The following is a 22910-nucleotide window of genomic DNA, read 5'->3' on the forward strand; positions in this document are numbered from 1 at the left end:
ATATTTATTTAACGATTTTACTAGCTTTTTCATTTTAACTCTTTTTTGACACATTCGCCAAAGTGAGATGCACCCCAATTATGCTGCCTATCTTTTTTGAGCAGCGGATTGGCTCAATCCTTACAAAGTATCGGTTTCAGGCTGCTTGTTACCCCCCCCAGCTCTATTAAGATGCGATTACCGTGGCATTGTGTAATCTACCAGAGAGATTGTACGTATTCGTACTCGCTATTGGCAGCTTACAGAATATAAATTGTGCAGAATTACCGATCGACTAAAAACACAATTCCCAATTCCCCAATTTCATCGCATTTCAGGAACTCTCACAGTCTCTGTAGGAGGCATCATGGCTTCTTTAGCATTCAACTTTTGATTCAACTCCCGAATCCGGCGCGAAAGCAAGCGAATAATATTCACCGCAATTCCCGGCGTTTCATCAATCGCATCATAAAGCTGCATTTGAGTCAGCATCAAACACTCGGATTGTTCGAGAGTAGAAATAGAAGCCGATCGAGGTTCCGCATCAAACAGCGACATTTCCCCGAAACAAGCCCCCGCTTTCAACTGTGCCAAATCCCGATCGCCTATATGCACCCGCACCGTTCCCGATACCAAAATATAGAGAGACCGCCCTTCTTGTCCTTCCGTAAAAATCCTGTGCTTGGAAGGAAACGAAAGTTCATCCATTACCGATGCTAGACGCACGAGAAAATCATCCCGCAGTTCCTTAAAAATCGGAACCTCCCTCACAAACAATAGGCGTTCGACGCTGGTTAACATAATGAGATGCAATGATTAATTTAAACTTAAAAAGGGGAAGAAGAAGGAAAATAAAAACTGTTGACGGTTGACGGTTAAGTGTTGACTGACAATAAAAACTGCCAACTGACAACTGACTAATATTACCTTTTTCCCCCAGCACCCAACTCTGCCATCATCTCTTCAACTTGAGCGGATACCAAATTATCGGGGTCATTTTGCAGCCTGGGCAACAATTCGACCAAAGCCCGCGGCGAGGCTATTTTCAAATAGGCTAACACTGCTTCGCGGACAAAACCCGTCGGGTGCTGAAGACACACGAGAGTTTGTTGAGCCGTAAGACTCCAGCGCGCTTCCCTCGCCAAGTGAAAGCAGCACGCCAAGGCCCAATCCGAAAGGAAGTGGCGCAATTCTAGCAAACGGCGCAAACGATCGCTAGGTGCTAGAGGTTTGTAAACCATCAATTCCGAGAGGTTGCTCAATTTTTCTCTTTCCGAGTGTTGATCTAACAAATTGATGAGCGATCGCTTCCTAGCTATATCCACAGTATTGTCGAGAATTTCCAATCCCCTAGCAACCAAAGAAGGTTGGCCAGAAGCGATGTTGAAAGCAGCGGCTTGTACCGTGTCCAGCGGATAAAGAAACTTCATCAGCAAAAAACACCGCTCCCTAGCATCAGCTTCCAACCCCGCCAGAGCCCGCTGCAACAATTGAGCCGTATCGTTCCCAGGTGCCCCGGTGCTGTTGGCTTCCCGATCCGAGAAATTGCCGTAGGTTGTTACCCCAGACAAATCTACTAGAGCTGCATAAATTTGACCGATAAACATTAACTCCTGTTCGATGAGAGTTTCCAAGCCGCTGCGGCCGATGCGGTCTAGAACCCCTTCTATCCCCGCTTCCGAAGGCATTTTTAACAGGATGCGGAGGATATTGCGCCTCGTCGTTCCCCAAGCCGTCATCAAATTACTCACCAAAATGTCGATCGCCTCATTTGTCCCAATTTGACCCAGAGCCGTCCAAGCTTGCAACCTGACCAAATCAGACTTGTGGATATCCTCAGCCAAATAAACGAGCAAAGGGATGGCATCGTTGTGAAGTTTGACTATAGCCTGCAAAGCAGCTTCCCTAGTCGATTTGTAACCGAGTCCGCGCAGCAGCGAAGGATAATATTCTTCCGAATGAGTAGACGAAATCACGTCTAACAGAGCGCAGCGCACTCGCAGAGATTCATCTTGCAACAGATTGGGGATGTACAGCCGCAGTCCTTGCAAATAATCAGCTTCTCCCAGAGCCCGTGTCCCCATAACACGTTCCCGCTCTTGTTTGTGCGTCAGCATTTGGCGCAGCGTGTTAGTAGCCTCTGCCTTTTGCTGGCGATCGCCCCTTCTCATAATTAAAGCAGCCGCCGTACCCCGCACGACCGGATCGACCGTCGGCTGCAAGTAAGGCCGCAAGCTCTCAATATTCGGTTCAGCTTCCGTCAGCCAGATGTAGCGCAAAGCCAAGGCCAGCACCTCCGGCGGCAATGATTGCTGCGAGAGTGCGCGGACAGATTCTAAATATGCGGGGTTCGGGTGTTGCAGCATCGTTTCCAAGCTCTGGCGCTGCAAACCTGGGGACAGCGAATCGAGTAGGGGAGCCAGAACTTCTCCGACATTTTTGGGGTCAATTTGCGTCAGGAGTTCTATGCAAGAGCGCTTTTCATCTTCGCCCCCCGGCTTCTGTAGAGTTTCCACCACTGCGCGCTTGAGAGCTTTGAGGTCAACGTCTGTGACACCCAAGCGCCCCCGTTCTGCACTTTTGACCAACAAACCCACGTATTGAGAGCGGATCAACCATACGACAAACACCCACAACAGTGCCAATATGACGATAACGCCAATAAATATCAAGCTTTGCTGGTCGTGAAATACATTTTCGTCTTGCTGGGGGAGTATCTTGCCTGTCACCCACAGCATAATCAGGATGCCTACTCCTGTAGCTCCGCAGGACAAAGGTTCGCCCACACCGTTGACCAAAGTTTGAATTCCCGATCGAATATTGTCGGGAATCGGTTGGAATAAAACCGGGCTAACAGTTTCCAACAGCGTGTAGTGCAGCAGTTCGTCTAAAAATCTCAGCAATATCAGTCCGATGAACACAGATACTAGCTGGCCCAGGGATGCTCCTATGGTCAGCACCCCGAGTATCGCGATACCCGACGGCAAAATCACCGCCGTCACGAATACACCGATTCTTTCTACCAAGCGACTGGATGCGAACCACTGAGTCGCCACTTGAAACAGGCCTTGTATGCCTTCGTAAATGCCCAGGAAGCTAGCAATCCAGCTCGCTCCGTCCCCCGGGTTTTGGTATTCTAGCTGGCTGTAGAATTGGAAATCTACCAGCACGTAGACGACTTCTGCGAGGATGAAGAAACTGACTAGAGGTACGGCGTATTTTTGGAGGGGGCCTGTAACTTTGCGGGCGGTAAATTCTTCTTGGTCGTCGTCTTCGTCATCCGTCCAGTGAGCCGTTTCCGGGAATGCTTGGCGGTATTTTTCCGTGAGGTAGTAAAGTAAAACCGAGCCTGTCGCCACCATCAACCCGGATATGAGGGTAACGTTTTGGAGTCCAACTACGCGCAGCAAAACAGGCAGAGAAAATCCGCTGACTACTCCAGCTACTAGATAGCCGCTACTGACTAGCGGATAGGTGCGCTTGATTTCTCTAATATTAAAAAGTTGGTTGGAAGTGATAGAAGTATTAAGGTCGTTAAGGACATAGCAAGCTTCTACCCACAGCCACATCAAAAAAATAGTAATAAAAGCGATGCTGACACCAGCTATCTTAGTATTTTCGTAGCCGATGCCGAATCGAAACAAAAATAGCGGTATCGACATCATGGCCAGAACAACCACTACGGTGCGCCTTAGCGGCAGGATTTTTTGCAGCCACGAGTAGACAAATCCCAGGCCAGAACCGATAAACGCGCTGGCTATGTAAATCCAGGGCATTTTGTCTGCACCAAATTCATCTAGAAAAAGACCTACTGTGCTCAGTTCCAGCCAGATCAGCCCGACGGAGGTTAGAGTGTAGACGACGAACATCAGTACGGTTCGCTCTACTTCTTCCGATCGCAGGTTGAGCGATCGTAGCACTCCTTGTCTTACTCCCGCCGAACCGCTGATTTGAAAATTTTCCATGCAGCGTTGATTTCCCTGTGTGGTAGCTTATTCCTGACTAACTTCGGAAGTCATCAGCTATTAGTCACCAGTTTATAACTGATGACTGATAGCTGATGACTATCTATTTATACTTTCTTCGGCGACAGCAGCATCATCATACTGCGTCCTTCTTTTTTGGGGGCTTGCTGCACTTCTGCGATTTCCTGCAAATCTGTGGCCATGCGCTTAAGCAAGTCCTCTGCTAGGTTGCTGTGTTGGATTTCCCGACCTCTGAACATGATCGTGGCTTTTACTTTGTCCCCAGATTTGATAAAGCGGTCTGCTAGTTTGAGGCGCACTTGGTAGTCGTGTTCTTCAATTTTGTAGCGCATCTTCACTTCCTTCACGTCGGCAGTGTGTTGCTTCCGCTTTGCTTCTCGCGCTTTCTTTTCCTGCTCGAATTTGTACTTCCCATAGTCCATTACCCGGCATACGGGCGGGTCAGCTTTGTCGCTGACAAGTACGAGATCGAGTTCTTTTTCTTCTGCCAGGCGCAGCGCTTCTGCAGGCGTCAATATCCCTAGTTGCGCGCCGTCGGTATCGATCACCCGGATTTTGGGGTATCGAATATTTTCGTTGATCTGGGGTAGGTTGCGATTTTGTCTTCTTTCAATCACAGGCATGAATGGTTTTACAAGCAGTAGTTTAATAGCGAAGCTTCTTGATAGTTACAGATTTGACCGGTCAATATTTCACGATTGACGATCAAACTGTTTTGTAAGGTTTTACCCTTACCGGACGTACTACCGCGCCCTGTGTCCCCTCCGCTAAAGCCTTGGGGAGTATTTGGACGATCGTAAATGAATTCTTACAATACTTGCTATTCTACTCAGTCTGGCTGAGTTTCTGCCTAGTTTTATTTTAACTTCACACACGATCGCCCGCCCGCTTGCCCGATTTATGACAAAACCGTCAAAAATTCAGGGTAAAAGCTTAAGGATGAGGTAAAACCGCTTTTCCTAGCCCATCTCGCCCGGTCTGGCAAGTCCCCAAGTCGCCTGATTTGCCTTGTAGAATAGGTATAAGCAAGTGTAAATTTATGTTGCGAGCTGAGGCAAAATTGACAAATTCTCTGCTGTGGCACCAACGGGTGGGAACTCAACGAGACTGGATGTGGCGGGGTTGGCAAACTCGCTACACTTATTTGCGGCCGATTTTGGCGCGAAATCAAGGCGCGATCGAATCTCAAGATTCTCCGGCGGAACCAATTGCCCCGCGCGCATCGGGAACGCCGATTATTTTACTGCACGGGTTTGGAGCTTCGATCGGTCACTGGCGACAAAATCTCGCCCAACTCGCCGAAAACCAAACCGTTTACGCTTTGGATTTGTTGGGGTTTGGCGCTTCCCAAAAAGCTCCGATCGACTACTCTGTGTCTTTGTGGGTCGATCAAGTTTATGATTTTTGGGTGACTTTTATCAGAGAGCCGGTAGTCTTGGCAGGAAACTCGATCGGCTCGCTAATTTGTCTGGCCGTAGCTGCTGCTCACCCGGATATGGTGGCCGGCACGGTGATGATTAGCCTCCCAGACCCCTCTGTGCGAGCCGAGGCGGTGCCCGGATGGCTGCTTCCCGTGATCGAAGCGGTTGAAAGTTTGTTTGTTTCCCCGATCGTACTCAGGCCTTTGTTTTATTTTGCCCGCAAGCCTTCTTTTGTCCGTCGCTGGGTTGGCTTTGCCTACTCCAACCCCGAAGCTGTTACCGACGAATTAGTGGAAATTCTAGCAGGGCCTGCGGGCGATCGGGGAGCAGCCCGCGCCTTCTGCGCTTTATTTAAAGCTGTAGGCAGTTCAAAATTTTGCCCCAGTGTCAAGATTGTGATGCGAAATTTAACGATTCCCATGCTGTTAATTTGGGGCAAACAAGACCGGATGATTCCCCCTCGCTTCGCCCGACCCCACCAATTTGTCGAATGCAATCCCAATTATGTAGAGCTAGTTGAATTAGACAATGCGGGCCACTGTCCCCAGGATGAATGCCCGCAACAAGTAAATCAAGCAATTTTGAACTGGATGAGCCGGAATTTTGCACCTATGGGCGAGAGCGAATTGCAGCACTGTTGATTAGACATGGGGCCGTGGATTACTAAGGGAAAAAAATAACTTGCAGGTATCGATCCCGCTCAGAAATAAATTTGCTAGAACTCGATCGCACCGATGGTATGGTATAGCAGATGTTGAAGGCTATAGTGGCGAAGCGGAGCGGGTAAAAAGAAGTCCTGCAAGAAGGCGCAATCGACCGCTTAGGTTTCAAAAATTAAGAACGTCCTCACCGTCAGGGCGGTTGCTATAGTACAAAACTTCCCTATCTTGAGAGTCAGTCGATTTGAGGTTCCAGATTGACCACGAATTTCTTGATGGTACCCGCCACGTGATTTATCCGTGGAATCAATCCAAAATCGAAAATCTAAAATCCTCAAGCCCCCGCATTTATCCGTGGGGTCGCCTCTAAAATCTAAAATCTAAAATCTAAAATCGATTGACTCCCCAGCCGCTATCTAGAGGCTTGAACTAACCTAAACCACTTGTTGGCTGGGGACCACTCCTGCAGGAAAGTAAGTCTCCGTCTTTCTGTGATGTCATGTATCTACTGTTATTGATTGCCCCTTTTTTTAGAAGGTCAGAGATTGACACAATCACCAAGATAGTGTATCTTCTCTAACTGGTAGTACAGATCCAAGTTATGCAGTTAGTCGAAAGGCAAGTCATTAAACCAAATCACAGGTTTTACCCAGAAGCCGATCGATTGTCTTTGCTGTCCAACAAACTTTACAACTGCGATAACTACTATATCTACGGTCAAAACTTTTTCTCAGGTCAACCAACCAATGCTCTGGGTGTCGATCGTTCACTCAAAAAGAGTCTAAAGTACAAAGCATTGTCGGCCGAAGTAACACACAAAACTCTCCGATTACTGCTGAAAACATGGACTAGCTATCATAATGTTAAATTGGCGGGCGCGATCACGATCGCCCCACTAAGTTTCAAGCAGCACCGAAAATCCCTGATTTAAAAATTCAGAAAAAAAGAGAGCAAGGGCGATATGTAGTTGTATTTAACTGTCAATCTGTTAGCAAAAAAGCTTTACCCAAAGAATATGTCAGTTTGTCTGGGACTAACATTTGACGGCCTAGAAAAGTTACCTAAATCTTGAAAATCCGGATTGTTCGCGAGGTAAGTTGTTAAGTTATTGAGGTAGTTTAGGAAAAGTTAGAACAAAACGCAAGTGTAAAGCGGATTATAACCCTTGCCGTAACGAGCTTCGCCAACATTAAAGAGCTATGAAACCCCTCCCTGGAAAAACGGTAAAATTCTACCTTCTAACTTGTACCTTCTAGCTTCAAGAAACACCTTGTTTCTTGCTCCTAAAAATAAATACCTTCTCTTGTGCCAACAATCTTTCAGTCTGCTTATAACCGATCGCCCCCAAGTATACGGGAAAGTTCAAAAATGCCGGGATCTGGCATTTTGGAGCCTGTTAACGCATAAAAAAGTCAATTTAGCCAACAACTGACGGCCCCCGTGCCCCCGGTCTGCTGGCGGCTAACTGCTGAAAGCCGATCGGGCAAGCAGCGCCCTTCCAGCTTTTGGCAGTAACGCAAACGAGGAAAAAACTGTCGTGAAATTCCACTGGCTACTACCGAGTTTCTTAAGTGTATTTTTGCTCGCCGGAGCCGCCGAAGCAGCTAGACTGCAATCTTGGCGGTTTGATGCTTCAGAGAACCGGCTTTACATTACAACAGACGGGGGAGTACAACCCAAGGCTCAACTGATTTTCAACCCGATGCGGTTGGTAATCGACTTGCCGGGGACGAGTCTGGGTCGTCCCTCGGTCAGCAAACCGCTCTCAGGGGCGATCGAATCGGTGCGGGTAGGTCAGTTTGACAACGATACGACCAGAATTGTGGTCGAGATCAGAGACGGGTTTACTATAGACCCTCAGCAAGTAAAATTCCGGGGTATTTCTCCGAGCGAGTGGACAGTGGATTTGCCAACGCCGGTGCGGGCAGAAACTCAAAATCCGATTTCAGAGCCAGGGGGAGAAAGGTTATCGGTTGAACCTTCAGCATCCCAAGCCCAGTCGGCTGAGGCGACTGTAGTTCAGAACGTTCAGGTGACGGCCGACGGTTTTTTAGTCCGCACTGCGGGCGGTCGCCCCCAAATTAATTTTCAACAAAGTCGGGCAGGGGACATCGCCACCCTCGATATTGAAGGAGCTAGTTTAACTCCAGGCCTAAGCAGCCAACAGCCTCAAACGAACGGTCAGCACGGGGTTGACAAGATTGAAGTCCGGCAACTGCCAACAGACCCGCCCGTTACCCGCGTGACTTTGCGAATGAAGAGTCCTAATACTCAGTGGCGCGCGTCTGTGAGCAATTTAGGCGGGGTTGTGCTATTGCCTGGAAGTGTAGTAAGACAGCCCTCGGTTTCCCGCCGCCTGACTGTAGATCCTCCGGCTAGACAAGCTCAAGGAAATTTAGCAAGAGTTCAGTCAATTGATTTAGCCAGTAACGGCACGCAACTGGTGGTGAGAACTGACCGCCAAGTCTCCTATACCAGCGGGTGGGACCAGGGGTCGAGAGCTTACTGGATCAGGATCGCCTCTGGTGTCCTGACGGGGGAAATTCCTCAGCTCGATGCCAACAGTCCTGTATCGTTTACTGCCAGCCAAGAAGATGCGGAGACTGTGGTGATTTGGGTGCAGCCGCGATCGGGGGTAGAGGTAGGCAGGGTGACGAGACCGAACCCGCAGTTGCTGTCTTTGCAGTTGCGATCGAATGCTAGCGCGCAGCCTTTGACTCGCACTCCCAATTTGCAGCCTTTGCCGAGAAGGACTTTCGGAACCGATGAGTTGCCCCAAGCTTCTAACCGCCGCGCCGTAGTAGTGATCGATGCTGGTCACGGTGGTCGCGATCCGGGGGCAGTCGGGATTCAGGGCATTCAGGAAAAGGAGATTGTTTTGGATATCTCGCTTCAGGTGGCGAGGCTGCTGGAACAGCAAGGGGTGCAGGCGGTGATGACTCGGACTGACGACAGGGAAATCGACCTGGAACCCCGAGTTTCTTTGGCGGAACGGGTGAATGCTAGTTTGTTTGTCAGCATTCACGCTAATGCGATTAATATGAGTCGGCCGGATATCAGTGGGATTGAGACTTATTATTTCAATAACGGCCAAGATTTGGCGAGGGTGATTCACGCCAGTATTTTGGAGGGGACGGGGGCGAGTGACCGCCGAGTGCGGCAGGCGCGATTTTATGTTTTGAGGAAGACTTCTATGCCTTCTGTTTTGCTGGAGGTGGGTTTTGTCACGGGTGCTGAGGATGCTGCTAGGCTGTCTGACCCAGCTTACCGCAGTCAAATGGCGGCTTCGATCGCTCGCGGCATTTTACTTTATCTTCAACAAAGATAATGGGCAGTGGGCAGTGGGCAGTGGGCAGTGGGCAGTTGACTGTTGACTGTTGACTGTTGACTGTTGACTGTTGACTGTTGATTAATGTTATTGGTTATCTGTTATTAGCCACAGCAAACGATTAACAAATGACAACTGCTTTCCTGACAACTGCTTTCCTGGCAACTGCCAACAGATAACTAACTATTAACAAATGACAACAGACTCTGGACAACAAAGAATCGGTATTTTTGACAGCGGCGTGGGCGGTTTGACTGTTTTGACCCAGTTGTACCGACAATTGCCCAACGAATCGATACTTTATTTTGGAGATACGGCGAGGCTGCCTTACGGCACTCGCACGCCGTCAGAAATTGTGGAGTTTGTCCGCGAAATTATGGCCTGGTTGGTGGAACAGGATGTGAAAATGGTCATTATGGCCTGCAACACCAGTTCTGCTTTGGCGATGGAGATGGTGCAGGCTGAATTTGATATCCCGGTGCTGGGAGTAATTCTGCCGGGGGCCCAGGCTGCGGTGCAGCAAGGCAAGCGGATCGGGGTCATAGCAACTCCTGCTACGGCTGCTAGCAATGCTTATCGAAATGCGATTTTGGAGATGGACGATTCTTGCCTGGTGTGGCAGGTTAGCTGTCCGGCTTTTGTGCCGCTGGTGGAGCAAAACCGGATTCACGACCCTTATACTTGTGAGGTGGCTCGGGAATATTTGGCTCCTTTGATTCAGCAGCGCATCGATACGCTGATCTACGGCTGCACTCATTATCCGCTGTTGGCTCCTGTGGTTCGCTCGCTTTTGCCTGCTGGGGTGACATTGATCGATCCTGCGGTACGGGTGGTGGCTGCTGCAGCCAGAGAATTGGAGCTTTTGGGGCTGCGGAATCCTGGTACTGCGCTACCGACCCGTTTTTGCGTGAGCGGCCCCCCGCAGCAGTTTGCGGAATTGTCGGTGCAGTGGCTCGGTTGTACTCCTGCTGTTGAGAAAATATCCCTGCCGACAGTTGTACGTAGCGAAGCGGGGCGTAAGCCATCGCCCGTCCCACTGGAATCTGCCGAATAAGCCGGAAAATTTATCCGTTAATCTAACCCCCCAAAACTCAGGTAAAGCTGGCTCTGGGGGGTTTAATTATTGCGATCGAACCTAGCAATTACACATCAATAGGTAATAATATTGAAGAAAAGCTTTGATTAACAATGCAAATAACGTCCTATATGTGCTGGAGCTATTCAGCCTTGAACCATGTCAACCTATGTATCGCAAGCAGTTTTACTTGTAGACGGCTATAACATAATTGGACTTTGGCCTCGACTCCGAGAGAAGCGCGATCGCGACGAACTCGAAACAGCTCGCCGCGAGTTGATTGAGGTTTTAGTTAACTACAGCGCTGTTCAAGATTTTGAGGCTCGACTGGTGTTTGACGCCCACTATCGAGATACTCCCGGCGTTAAAGAAATTATTACTAAAAATTTATCGGTGCACTACACTGACTTCGGTCAGACAGCAGATACTTATATTGAAAAATCTTGTGCTAGTTTGCGCTACGATTTGCGGGTCAAAGGCAAAGGTCGCATGATTGTCGCCACCTCAGACCGAGCGCAGCAATTGACCGTAGTCGGCTACGGTGCCGAATGGATGTCCGCCGAACAACTAGCGGCTGATGTAGAATCCACCGCCCGCCGCAGCGAGCGTCGGCACAAATCCCGCAAACAAAATTCCAGTCGCTTTCTCTCCAGTTCCCTCGATCCAGAATCCCAGCAGCGCCTCGCCAAGTTGAGAATGGGGCTGCATTAGCTGCTGAAACCCGCTCGCTGTCTGATAAAAAAAAAGTTTCTCAAAGGCCTTGCCAAATCGAGTAAGTTCAGCTATTGTTAGTAAATGTGGGTAACAAAAACCCCCAATCCTCGGTAGCTCAGTGGCAGAGCGGTCGGCTGTAATGAATGCAAGCCTTTGGCATCAACCAAAAGCTACAGTGACATAGCAGCTCTATCCGGTAACGGATACTGAAAAATCGGGTGAATTCAAGGAAACCGCAGCACTTCGGGTGGCGGCAATCTTGAGCCAAGTCTGGCGAAAGGCAGCGGTTACGATCGCAAGTAGCCGGAAAGGTGCAGAGACTAGAGATGAGGAGCCTAACCAATAAATCTCATAGCGCCTGACATCCGACGACAGATCACAAACATGATTTGTAGGGATGATGAAATAGTCCGCCCCCTTCGGAAACGTTGGGATAAGTGTAACCGATTGGTCGTAGGTTCAAATCCTACCCGGGGAGTTAGTAAAAGTCTGAAGTTGGAATTTTCCAGCTTCAGACTTTTTGTTTTTTAAGATTTGAGATAAGCTGTTCAGCATTTAAATTTTTTGCCTGAAAGCCAGGGTGCAAGGAGTCTAGGCTTCAAAAATCCCAATTTAAATGCGTATCAGCTTAGTTTGGGGTCAAGCTTTCTGGTAGAGCCTTAATTCACATCGCTGTGAGTGTGAATTAACTCACCTTCCATAGGTATGGAAATATTCAACTTAGACAACTCCGGGTTTAATATCGCCTTGACAATACCAGAACTCACCATCACCTCCAAACAACCAAGGGCTTGATGAAGAGCTACTCGAGCGTGTTGCACAGAAAAACGCTCTCCAAACACCAGTACCAACTGCCGATAAATTTGTTCAATGTACTGAGTGCGGCTCAAAATGTCAATCAGCAAACCATATAAACCTGTAATAGGCAAGCGCTGACCGTTCTTCACATAACACTTGATCTTGCTAATTTGACCAGCATCATAAACAGCTACAAACTCGACTTCCGCATCCAATAAATCTAACTGAAAAACATTGTATGCCGAAAGTAGCCACGGAACCTCCTGCTGCGAGAAACGTTGCATCACCTGTTTCATAGAACCCAAATCAAATCCAGCAATCACAGCTTGACCCAAAATATCATTCGTGAATCCGCCTTGAGCCAACCACTGAAAAGCTTTTTCCGGGCTTAAATTCAACCCAGAATCCCGCGCGATTTCCCTAGAATGCTCTTGTAAATCAGTGAATTGACCGTTAGCAGCGTACCAGTAATCGGCGAAGCGAATATGCTGTTGCACTCGGCGTCGTTGATTCCCATCGTATTGAGTTTTCAGCCAGTTAGCCTCGTGCTTCTGCTGCTCTAGTTCCAAAATTGTGTAAGCCACTTCACGGGCACCAGTGTGAGCTAAAGTCATGCCAGCAGCTAAAATAGGATCAGCAAAACCTGCTGCTTCTCCGACCAAAAACCAGTTTTCTCCTACTGTTCTATCAGCCAAAAATGACCAATCTTTTGTAGTTTCAATCTTTCCGGTACTGGTAGCATTAGCGATTAACTTGCTGATGCGGGGTTCGCTTTTGAGTGCTTGAGAGTATATATCCTCTGGCCGCTGTTTCATCTGCTTGTAATGTTCCGCAGGGCAAATAAAGCCGATACTGGTGCGAGTGGGACCCAAGGGAATAAACCAAATCCACCCGTGACTCAAACTCATTACCTGTACGCGGGTGCCACCAACGCCAATTTCATCAGCCCATTCAGCGTTTGTCCAGTAGTCCCAGATAGCGATATTTTGCAACCGCGTCGGGCAGTGTGTTTCAATTCCTAAAACTCGTCGCAGCACCCCGATGTGGCCGGAGGCGTCGATGTAGTAGCGGGCAGTTATTTGTTCTTGCCGCAGGTGCAGGGCGGTAATGCGATCGCCCTCTGTATCTACTTTAACAACGGGCGTTTCTTCTCTTACTAAGCATCCCATTTCTTCCGCGTGACGCAGCAAAATTTCATCATATTTTGCTCGATCAACTTGGAAAGCAGTTTGCCGTCTCTGTCCCTCAAATTTAGCAGGACGCTGCTCATCTTTAAACTGTTCAGGCTTGATAAAATTAAAATCCCAAGGATGCGGATCTGTCCCCCAGCGATAGGTAGCGCCGATTTTAATCGGGAAGTCGGCTGCTTCTACTTTATCCCAGCATCCCATTTCTTGAAGCACATCGCTAATTTGAGGTAATTGGCTTTCCCCAACGTGATCGCGAGGGAATTTTTCTTTCTCTACGATTAGCACGCTCAGATTGGGATTATATTTCTTTATCAGAGTGCCAGCAGTGCTCCCAGCGGGACCGCCGCCCACAATAACAACGTCGTAATGGCTCATATCAAATAGGGATAGTAGATGCTGAATTTGGGCATTGACGAGACAAATCTATGAATGTTCAGCCTCGCTCATTCGGAGGCTGAATACTTATTTACAACAGGTTTTATCTGAGATGTTGCACCCTTTTCAAAAACAGGCTTTCCGGCCTGTTTCGCAACAAATAAATTCTCTTGTGGAATGGGCCCCAGAACCCGTTCATAAAAGGCTTATTCACATTGGTGCAATATCTCAGTTTTATCCGACTGCTAGTTTCTCATCTTCTGCTATGGGAGAACTCTGAGAAATATCCAGATTCTCAGTCCAAGTATGAGCAATATCCAAATTCTCAGTCCAAGTATGAGCAATATCCAGATTCTCAGTCCAAGTATGAGCAATATCCAAATTCTCAGTCCAAGTGTGGATAAGATTCGGTGCTAGTTCATCGATCGCAGTTGAAGAATTGCTGTTAACTTCTGACATGATGAGTCTCCTTGTAAGTAATAAATTTTGTCTGGTTCTAAGAGTTGAAAATTTTACATCTGGTAAGCTACGCAGCTTTTAAAGGTTGCAAAATATCGCGGGGTTTGGCAAAAGGTTGCTCAAAGCTATGCGTTTTTGCATAAACCAGAAGCTCAGCCGTCAGTTTCGTGAAAGCTTCAAACAAATTCTCAACTACCTCAAAAGCCTCTTGACGGCTTTCAATAGTCAGTTGTATTGTTTCGCTCAATCGCCTCTGCTGAGGTAAATCCTTACTGTGGTTGTTTTCCACCTCCAAATGAAAGCAGCCAAAATAAAGAAGCTCCTTTTGAGTAATGGTTCGCAGTTCTTCGGCAATTGGTGCTGCCGTTGACAAGAAAACATTACCAGTTGCTTCTATCACTTCCAGGATTGCTAACTTAGCGATCGGACTGGCCCCAAAAGCGGAGCGAAAAATTTGATGTGATACCCACCGCGAAGCTTTAGTTTCTTCATTCCAGAGAAAATTTAAAGCATCACTGAACTTGACCGCTTTGTTAATACCCAGTGTTTCCAAATCTTCCAAAAACCACAACCAGTGATGATCGTCTTCATAAGTATGATTGTTAACTATTACCTGAATAGGATCGTTGGTTGGTTCTTCTCGGAAGACATACTTGTTAAATTCACCAAAACTCATCACGAAAGGAGAAACACAGGGAGCGAAAGCTAGGCGTTGTCTTGGGTCTATACTTGTGTCTCGCATAAACTCAAATAGCCCAGATTTAGCAAATTCTTGCTTCTTCTTTTCAATCAATGCTAAGACTTCTTCCATTGTGATGCACCTGATTACGATCAATAGGCTAGTAACTTAATCACGAAGTACCTGTGATTTGAATCAATAATTTTTGTGTTTTACATCACGTTGAATTGTGTTCTCGATCGTATAAACCAGCGTTTTCCAGGCCCGGGCGTCCCATTCTTTCTTGGTGAGAAGGCTCAAAAATTTAGCGAAACCTTGAATGTATATGGATTTGTCTGTCATGTGTGCGATCGACAGAACCAACTTTGTTACAATAATGTAATGCTCAACTGCGTGAAGTGTCAGACCGTACATATCAGCGGGAGATCCAACCAGATGTGCTGTTGTCAGCCAGTTCACACCCCCCTAAACCTTTACCCATCTACTTCCCTCAAAAAACACCGAGTAATTACTTAAATTCTAATGTCTCTCAAACTACACAATTAACTAAAAATACTTAAGTACCATCCGTCCGCCCTTCGATCGACATCAAGGGCAATGTTAACCCAACACTTAGTCAGAGAATAAAAGCCATGAATGCACTTCCCGGTTACAAAATCACAGAAGTTGTTCAACTTGGTGTGAAGTCCATCATTTATCGCGCCGTCAGAGAGTCAGATAGATCGCCTGCGATCGTTAAAACACTCAATACCGACTATCCCACAATAGAAGAAATTACCCGCTTGAGACATGAATACAAAATTAGCTCAAATCTCAAACTCGAAGGGATTGTCAAACCCTATAGCTTAGAAAAATATAAAAACAGTTTCGCTCTCATATTAGAAGATTGCGGCGGTCAATCTCTCAGACACCATCTAGCGGGTAAAAGTATTAAAATTCCAAAATTTTTGCCCCTGGCTATTCAAGTGGCTCAAACTCTCGGAGAAGTGCATCAAAACCAGATTATTCATAAAGATATCAAACCCTCAAATATTATCATTGCCCCAGATTTTCAACAAGTAAAAATCACAGACTTTAGCATGGCAACGCGCCTATCTAGAGAGGTTCACCAAAATAGCAATACCACCGTGCTAGAAGGCACTATAGCCTATATATCCCCAGAGCAAACCGGTCGGATGAACCGCGACCTAGACTATCGAACTGACTTGTACTCTCTAGGAATCACGTTTTATGAAATGCTGACAGGAGAGTTGCCCTTTAATTCCACCGACCCCTTAGAATTAATTCACAGCCACATTGCGGTGACACCAGTTCCTCCCCATCAACTAAACAATGAAGTCCCGCAGATAATTTCATCCCTTGTCATGAAACTATTAGCTAAAAATGCCGAAGACAGATATCAAAGTGCCTTTGGAGTAAAAGCAGACCTGGAAAATTGTCTAACTCAGCTACAAACTACTGGAAAAATAGAAAATTTCATTCCAGGGACACTTGACAAATCAGGTCAATTTTTGATTCCCCAAAAACTCTACGGTCGCACACAAGAAGTCGCTGATTTGATGGCATCATTCGATCGAGTCAGTTTTGGAACAACTGAGATGGTGTTGGTGAGCGGTTACTCAGGCATCGGCAAAACCTCAGTTGTCAGTGAAATTCACAAACCAATTGTACGGCAGCGGGGTTATTTTATTACTGGCAAATTTGACCAGTTTAAGCGGGATATTCCTTATGCTGCAATAACTCAAGCGTTTGAGTCATTGATGCAGCAGTTATTAACAAAAAGCTCAGAAGAGTTAACATTTTGGAAACAAAAGTTATTGTCAAGGCTGGGTAAAAATGGTGAAATTATTATTGATGTTGTCCCTTCTGTCGAACTAATAATTGGTTCGCAGCCTGCTGTTCCACAATTGGGGCCGACAGAATCTCAAAATCGCTTTAATCGATTGTTCAAAGAATTTCTAAATGTGTTTGCCCGATTGGAACACCCATTAGTTCTATTTCTGGATGATTTGCAGTGGGCAGATTTAGCTTCTTTAAAATTGATTCAAGAACTGGTAACAGACTTGGATAGCCGATATTTTTTAGTGATAGGAGCCTATCGAGATAACGAAGTAAATTCAACCCATCCGTTAGTTCAAACTGTAGAAAAAATTCAACAGACTGGTGCTGCTGTACATAACATTATCATCCCGTGTTTAGAGTTGAGCAGCGTCACTGAGCTAGTACAGGATACTTTGGGTAATGAAACCGAAAAGTTAAAGTCTTTGACACAGTTAATTTTTGATAAAACTGGCGGAAATCCATTTTTTCTAACTCAACTGCTCTCAACTATTCACTCAGAAAAACTGTTAGCTTTTGATTTCTCTGTTGGTGCGTGGCAGTGGGACATCGGGGAAATTGAAGCCGCTGGCATTGCAGATTACAGTGTCGTTGAATTAGTTGCTCGGAATCTTCAACAACTGCCGGAGGAGACGCAGCAAGTATTAAAATTAGCTGCTTGTATGGGCAACCGTTTTAATTTAGAAAATTTGGCAATTGTTAGGGAAAAATCCGGCTCGGAAACGGCGGCGGATTTATGGGATGCGCTTCAAGCTGGTTTAATTCTACCAACGAGCGATGCTTACAAAATTCCGATGGTTGATGAGGAAATCGTGAAAACACACCGGAGGGGCGGGACGCCCATCCCACAAAACAGTCAAAATCATCCCGCAATTATGCAACGCTCAATTGATTACAGGTTTTTGCACGATCGCGTACAGCAAGCCACCTATTCTCTCATCCCTGACTCCCAGAAAAAACAAACCCACTTAAAAATCGGCTCCCTGTTACTGAATTCAACCCCACCATCGGAAATAGCAGAAAATATCTTTGATATTGTCAACCAACTCAATATCGGGGTGGAATTCATCACAAATGAGGAAAAGCGAGATGAACTAGCTAACTTTAATCTTATAGCTGGCAAGAAAGCTAAGAGTTCTGCCGCCACGCAAGCAGCACTCAAATATTTTAATGTAGGTCTAGAACTTCTACCCGATCGAGCTTGGCAGAGTCACTACGATTTAATTATGGAACTCCATGCCGAAGCGCTGGAATTGTCCTATATAAATACCGATTTTGAGCGAGCGTTTCAGCTATCAGAGGTTATTATATTCCGCGCCCAAAATTTGCTAGAGAAACTCAAAGTTTATGAGCTAAAAGTTGTTTTCTACTTTAATCAAAATCAATTCCAAGCTTCGATAGATATAGCTCTAGAAGCTTTGAAAATGCTGGGAGTCTATCTACCTCAAAAACCAACTAAATTAAATATTTTTATGGGGCTAATACGGACAAAATTAGCTGTGGGAAACAAACGGATTGAGGATTTAGCCCAGTTGCCACCAATGACTGACCTTCATAAAATTGCGGCTATACGGATTTTAACGAATATGTGTCCCGCTGCTTCTGTAACAGCACCCGATATGTTCCCACTGATCTCCTTTAAAATGGTTACACTTTCTCTTAAGTACGGGAATGCGCCGCTGTCTAGTCACGGGTATGGAACTTACGGGCTGATTCACTGTGCAGTATTAGGTGATATGGATTCTGGATACCGATACGGTCAACTAGCCCTGGCACTTTTAGAACGATTCGACACCAACTTGCACAACTCTCAAATGTCGCTAAGTTTTAATGGTTTTATCCGTCACTGGTCTGAACAGGTCAAGGAAAGTCTTATCGGTTTACTTGAGGGTATTCAGAGTGGATTAGAAACGGGAGATGTCAACAATGCTTGTTATTGTGCTAGTTTTTACAGCAATTATATATTTTTGAGCGGCGAACCTCTGGATTCTGTGGAGACTAAGCAGGAGCAATATATTCAAATGCTGCTGAATTACAAAAATGAATTTACGATTTATCAAGCCAGAATTGGAGCGCAAATTGTCTTAAATTTGCAAGGTAAAACAGCCAATTCTTGCCTATTAGCGGGCGAAAAATTTCATGAAGAAACTATGCTGCCAGCATTAATGGAGAGTCAAAATAATCTGCTAATATTTCTAGTATATGTATCGAAATCTTGGCTAAATTATCTATTTAAAGATTATGCTCAATCTGCTGAAAATGCCAGGACAGCATCAAATTATTCTGAGGCGGCGATGGGCCTGATGTATGTTCCCATCCACAATTTTTACTATTCCCTAGCGCTCTTAGCTTTGTATCCCACAGCTTCAAAAATTGAACAGAAAAAACATTTAAAAAAAGTGGCTTCGCTTCAGAAAAAAATGAAGCATTGGGCTTTGAACTCTCCGGGAAATTATCAGCACAAATATGACTTAGTAGAGGCAGAGAAAGCGCGAGTATTGGGACAATATGAAAAAGCGGCTCAGTATTACGATCGCGCGGTGAAAGGAGCCTCGGAGAATGAATACATCCACGAAGAAGCGCTAGCAAACGAACGGGCGGCAGAATTTTATCGAGCTAGCGAGCGAAAAAAAGTGGCTGAGATTTATCTGATAGATGCTTACTACGGCTATATTCATTGGGGAGCAACCGCCAAGGTCAAACATTTGGAGTCAGAGTATCCGATGTCTTTACCCCCTGCATCGGCCGCCAAATCTAGTGGCGATCGAACTATTACTAGCACTCATTCTAGCACGAGTAGCAGTCACAGCAGTTTATTGGATTTGACAACTGTTTTGAAAGGATCTCAAGCGCTAGCTAGTGAAATTGTGTTGGACAAGTTGCTAGAAAAGTTAATGAAAATGGCGATCGAGAATGCTGGGGCACAAAAAGGTTTTCTCTTGATGCCCAAGTCAGGAAAATTGCTGATTCAAGCAGCGGCATCGGTGGAGTCTTCGGATGTTGCAGTTGAGCAATGTCCGACAGTGGTTCCAGCGGAGGTTTTGCCAATAACGGTGATTAATTATGTTGAAAGGACGCACTCTGATGTGGTTTTAAGTCAGGCGGCTAGGGAAGGTCTATTTACAGATGACCCCTATATTAAAAGACAGCAAGTGAAATCTGCGCTTTGTACTCCCATTCTGAATCAAAGCAAACTCGTAGCTATTCTTTATCTGGAAAATAATTTAACTTTTGAAGCGTTTTCTCCAACCAGATTGGAGGTGTTAAAAATGCTTTCTTCCCAAGCGGCTATCTCTCTAGAAAATGCGGTACTTGTTGCTAATTTGTCGGCTGCTAAGGAACAGTTGGAGGATTATTCGCAGACGCTGGAGATGAAAGTAGAAGAGCGCACGCAGGAATTAAAGACTAAAGAAACGAAGCTGCAAGAAGCTCAAAAACTGGCGCACTTGGGTAACTGGGAATTTGATTTGGAAGGGGATAAATTAACTTGGTCTGAGGAAGTATTCCGAATTTTTGATCGCGATCCTCAATTACTAGAGCCGACTTTTTTAGAACACAAGCAGCAGATTCATCCAAATGACTTACAGCTTTGGTTAGAGCAATTAGAGGAGATTGTTCATTCAGGAAACCCTCGGGAGTATGAGTTGAGAATTTTGCGCCCTGATGGAGCTGTCAGATATATTTTTGTTAAAGCGCAAGCTATTTTTGATGCTGGTAAGGTTATTAAGTTATTTGGGACTGTCCAGGACATTACGGATCGCAAGTTGGCGGAGGATGCTTTGCGACATTCGGAGGCGCAATTGAGGGAAAAAGCGACACAGTTGGAAGTTACTTTGTCCGAATTGCGATCGACGCAGACTCAACTAATTCAAACTGAAAAAATGTCATCTTTGGGGCAGTTGGTGGCGGGGGTTGCCCACGAAATTAACAATCCGATTAATTTCATCTATGGCAATGTCCTCCACGCTAGCGATTATAGCTCGGATTTGCTGGGATTGATTGAGCTTTACCAGGAGTCTTACCCGAATCCTACTCCAGGAATTGTTGCTAAAACAGAAGATATTGACATCTGTTTTATTCAAGAAGACTTGCCCAAAGTGCTAGAATCTATGCGGGTTGGGGTCGATCGCGTTCGCAATATTGTGCTGTCGCTGCGGAATTTTTCAAGGCTTGATGAAGCTGAGATGAAACCAGTTGATATTTATTCTGGGATTGAATCGACTCTGTTAATCTTGCAGCACAGGTTGAAAAAGAATGGAGACGGATCGGGAATTCAGGTGATTAAAGACTACGGTGAACTGCCGAAGGTAAATTGTTATGCTTCTGGGTTAAATCAGGTGTTTATGAATGTTTTGAGCAATGCAATTGATGCAGTAGAGTTAGGAGTTGGGCGACCGGAGACCAATGCTGGACTCGAATATCCTTTATCGAAAATCTTTGAGCCAAAAATTCAGATTTGGACTGAGGTATGCGACAAAAATTTGGTGAGAATTTATATTGCTGACAATGGTCGGGGAATGACGGAGGAAGTACGATCGCGAATATTTGACCCTTTCTTTACTACAAAAGCGGTGGGCAAAGGTACCGGTTTAGGGTTGAGTATCAGTTATCAGATTGTAGTAGAGAAACACGGCGGGAAGCTAATGTGCTTTTCCGCGCCTGGTGAAGGGGCTGAGTTTGTGATTGAAATTCCCGTGAAGCAGTGAACTTTTTTAAGTTTTTATATGATTTTTTTTAACCGCCGATAAACGCCGATGAACACAGATACAATTATATCTGTGTTTATCGGCTGATATCTGCGGTTAAAACTTCTCAATTTAAATATTAAACATCGCGTTCTGTCCGCACCCATTTAGTTTGCCGCTTCAGGAGAAAACCTAGATACAAAGGGATTTTCCAAAGGATGTAAAAAGGTACAGATAAGAGAGTTGAGCCAGAAATATCGGCACGCCCGAATTTTGCCCAAGCGCTGACAATTGAAACTAAAATCAGCAATCCTTGTATTGCTAACAAGACGGCTGGAATTGAGGATGTTCCCAAAATTGCTGCTAATAAAGAGGCGGCAAAAGCAGCTAGCCAGATAGCGACTAAAAGCGATAGGGGAGGGACGGATAAGTCGAGGGCGATCGCCAATAAGTCAAAACGTTTTTGCTCGACTGAAGCTGCTGTCAGCCGGGGAGTTTGAGTTAACAATGTCTGTATGTGACCGTGTTCCCATCTGGTTCTTTGACTTTTAGCTGCTTGCTGCTGCTGTGGCAAACATCCGGTGACGTTGGCTGCGGGGCAGAATACTGTTGGGTGTCCGGCGATCGCCAAATCCAAACTCATCTGCATATCTTCAACAATATTGCTGCTAGCTAGGGAAACCGATCGAATTATCGACCAGGGAAAAGCCATGCCAGTACCTGTTAGTAATGATGGGAATCCTAACTTTTTTAAGCCACTGGGACGGACTAAGTTTTTCACCAGAAATGCTAAAGCAGAAATGGAATCTTTCGGAGTAGGATTGGGTGGCTGTTCCATGAGATAAGTTGCTTGCACTGGTCTTTGTTCGGCAACTGCAACCCGGGCTAATTTTTCTATAGAGTCTGGCTGACAAATGCAGTCTGCGTCAACCATGATGACTACTTCGGGGGGGTCTGATTCGATCGACCGCAAGCCAAAATCCAGTGCGTATCCTTTGCCCTTGCGTTGTGTGTCTTGGCGCTCGATCGCACTTGCACCGCAGTTACGGGCGATTTCTGCCGTGGCGTCCGTGCAGTTGTCAGCAATCACTAACAAGCGGTCTTGAGGTGTTAACTGTGGCAATATGGTGGAGATGGTGGCGGCAATTCCTGCTGCTTCGTTGTAAGCGGGAATTAAAACTGCTACTTTGGGGCGGGGTGCTTTACTTTCCGCTGTCTCGCCCTGGTCGGACAAGAAAGCTGCACTGCATTCTAGAAATAGAACTGCAACGGGAATTAGAAGGATCAGGGCGATCGCCAATAGCACAACATCAATCAATAGGAAGAGTAGCTGATTAATTTCCACAATTCTAGTACCTTAATTTAATTTAATTTTATTCGTGGCGTTCATTGAGTTTATTTAATCTTATTGCACCTTTGTTAACTCACTGCACCACGCTATCTAAAGTATCATCATATCATGCCCGCCAAAGATCACCATTCTCACATTTTTAGTAAGGACTTAAGTCCTCCTAAAACTACTAGGACGATCGTCCTCACTAAAAATTAATTTGATGGCGGTTGTGCGATCGCAACTATTATCATATCATGTCAATTCTGACAATGTTAAGTCACTCAATTTAATTAAACCTCAAACAAGCCCAGACTGGAGAAACCCAGTTTCTAAAAGAAACCAGGTTTCTGGGTGTTCTATTTTTAATCAACTAAACACTTAGTCGATGTT

Annotated in this window: 14 protein-coding genes; 6 read left to right on the plus strand and 8 right to left on the minus strand. The window is 45.9% G+C overall.

The genetic code is table 11. The features are described from left to right. Positions 1-303: 303 nt before the first annotated feature. From QUB44_RS25985 to infC, 3 genes are all read right to left on the minus strand, one after another. Positions 304-780: a Crp/Fnr family transcriptional regulator gene (locus QUB44_RS25985; RefSeq protein ID WP_190660410.1), complete on the minus strand. Its 477-nt coding sequence runs from the start codon at positions 778-780 to the stop codon at positions 304-306. A gap of 122 nt (positions 781-902) precedes the next feature. After that, a complete protein-coding gene (locus QUB44_RS25990) occupies positions 903-3944 on the minus strand; it encodes a HEAT repeat domain-containing protein (RefSeq protein ID WP_333372033.1) in 3042 nt (1013 codons plus the stop codon). 107 nt (positions 3945-4051) lie between these two features. Further along, the gene (infC, locus tag QUB44_RS25995) at positions 4052-4588 is read right to left on the minus strand and encodes a translation initiation factor IF-3 (protein ID WP_006635262.1); all 537 of its coding nucleotides are present in this window, start codon (positions 4586-4588) and stop codon (positions 4052-4054) included. A 416-nt stretch (positions 4589-5004) separates the two neighbouring features. Between infC and QUB44_RS26000 the strand changes: the two genes are divergently transcribed. The 5 genes from QUB44_RS26000 to QUB44_RS26020 all read left to right on the plus strand — a co-directional run bounded on the left by QUB44_RS26000 (position 5005) and on the right by QUB44_RS26020 (position 11159). Then, complete coding sequence (locus QUB44_RS26000) at positions 5005-6027, plus strand: alpha/beta fold hydrolase (RefSeq protein WP_333372035.1); 1023 nt, start codon at positions 5005-5007, stop codon at positions 6025-6027. Positions 6028-6646: 619 nt separating this feature from the next. Continuing rightward, complete coding sequence (locus tag QUB44_RS26005) at positions 6647-6976, plus strand: hypothetical protein (RefSeq protein WP_333372037.1); 330 nt, start codon at positions 6647-6649, stop codon at positions 6974-6976. Between the two features lie 606 nt (positions 6977-7582). Beyond that, complete coding sequence (locus tag QUB44_RS26010; protein ID WP_333372039.1) at positions 7583-9373, plus strand: N-acetylmuramoyl-L-alanine amidase; 1791 nt, start codon at positions 7583-7585, stop codon at positions 9371-9373. A 193-nt stretch (positions 9374-9566) separates the two neighbouring features. After that, positions 9567-10427, plus strand: a complete 861-nt coding sequence (murI, locus tag QUB44_RS26015; protein WP_333372041.1) for a glutamate racemase — start codon at positions 9567-9569, stop codon at positions 10425-10427. A gap of 180 nt (positions 10428-10607) precedes the next feature. Continuing rightward, positions 10608-11159 (plus strand): NYN domain-containing protein, encoded by a 552-nt coding sequence (locus QUB44_RS26020; RefSeq protein WP_333372043.1) that lies wholly within the window; start codon positions 10608-10610, stop codon positions 11157-11159. A 662-nt stretch (positions 11160-11821) separates the two neighbouring features. Here QUB44_RS26020 and QUB44_RS26025 read toward each other — a convergent pair. From QUB44_RS26025 to QUB44_RS26040, 4 genes are all read right to left on the minus strand, one after another. Further along, on the minus strand, positions 11822-13525 hold the full coding sequence (locus tag QUB44_RS26025; RefSeq protein WP_333372045.1) for an NAD(P)/FAD-dependent oxidoreductase: 1704 nt from the start codon (positions 13523-13525) through the stop codon (positions 11822-11824). 234 nt (positions 13526-13759) lie between these two features. Next, positions 13760-13984, minus strand: a complete 225-nt coding sequence (locus QUB44_RS26030) for a hypothetical protein (protein WP_333372047.1) — start codon at positions 13982-13984, stop codon at positions 13760-13762. Between the two features lie 67 nt (positions 13985-14051). Further along, positions 14052-14795 carry a hypothetical protein gene (locus QUB44_RS26035; RefSeq protein WP_333372048.1) on the minus strand — a complete coding sequence of 248 codons (744 nt, stop codon included), beginning with the start codon at positions 14793-14795 and terminating at the stop codon, positions 14052-14054. Between the two features lie 63 nt (positions 14796-14858). After that, positions 14859-15122 carry a hypothetical protein gene (locus QUB44_RS26040; protein WP_333372050.1) on the minus strand — a complete coding sequence of 88 codons (264 nt, stop codon included), beginning with the start codon at positions 15120-15122 and terminating at the stop codon, positions 14859-14861. A gap of 173 nt (positions 15123-15295) precedes the next feature. Here QUB44_RS26040 and QUB44_RS26045 point away from each other — a divergent pair, with 173 nt between their 5' ends. Next, the gene (locus tag QUB44_RS26045) at positions 15296-21208 is read left to right on the plus strand and encodes an AAA family ATPase (RefSeq protein ID WP_333372052.1); all 5913 of its coding nucleotides are present in this window, start codon (positions 15296-15298) and stop codon (positions 21206-21208) included. A 118-nt stretch (positions 21209-21326) separates the two neighbouring features. Here the strand turns inward: QUB44_RS26045 and QUB44_RS26050 are convergent, their stop codons facing one another. Continuing rightward, positions 21327-22532 (minus strand): glycosyltransferase, encoded by a 1206-nt coding sequence (locus tag QUB44_RS26050; RefSeq protein WP_333372054.1) that lies wholly within the window; start codon positions 22530-22532, stop codon positions 21327-21329. Positions 22533-22910 lie beyond the last annotated feature (378 nt).

Origin of the sequence: Microcoleus sp. AT3-D2 (assembly GCF_036705715.1) — a bacterium.
GTDB lineage: Bacteria > Cyanobacteriota > Cyanobacteriia > Cyanobacteriales > Microcoleaceae > Microcoleus.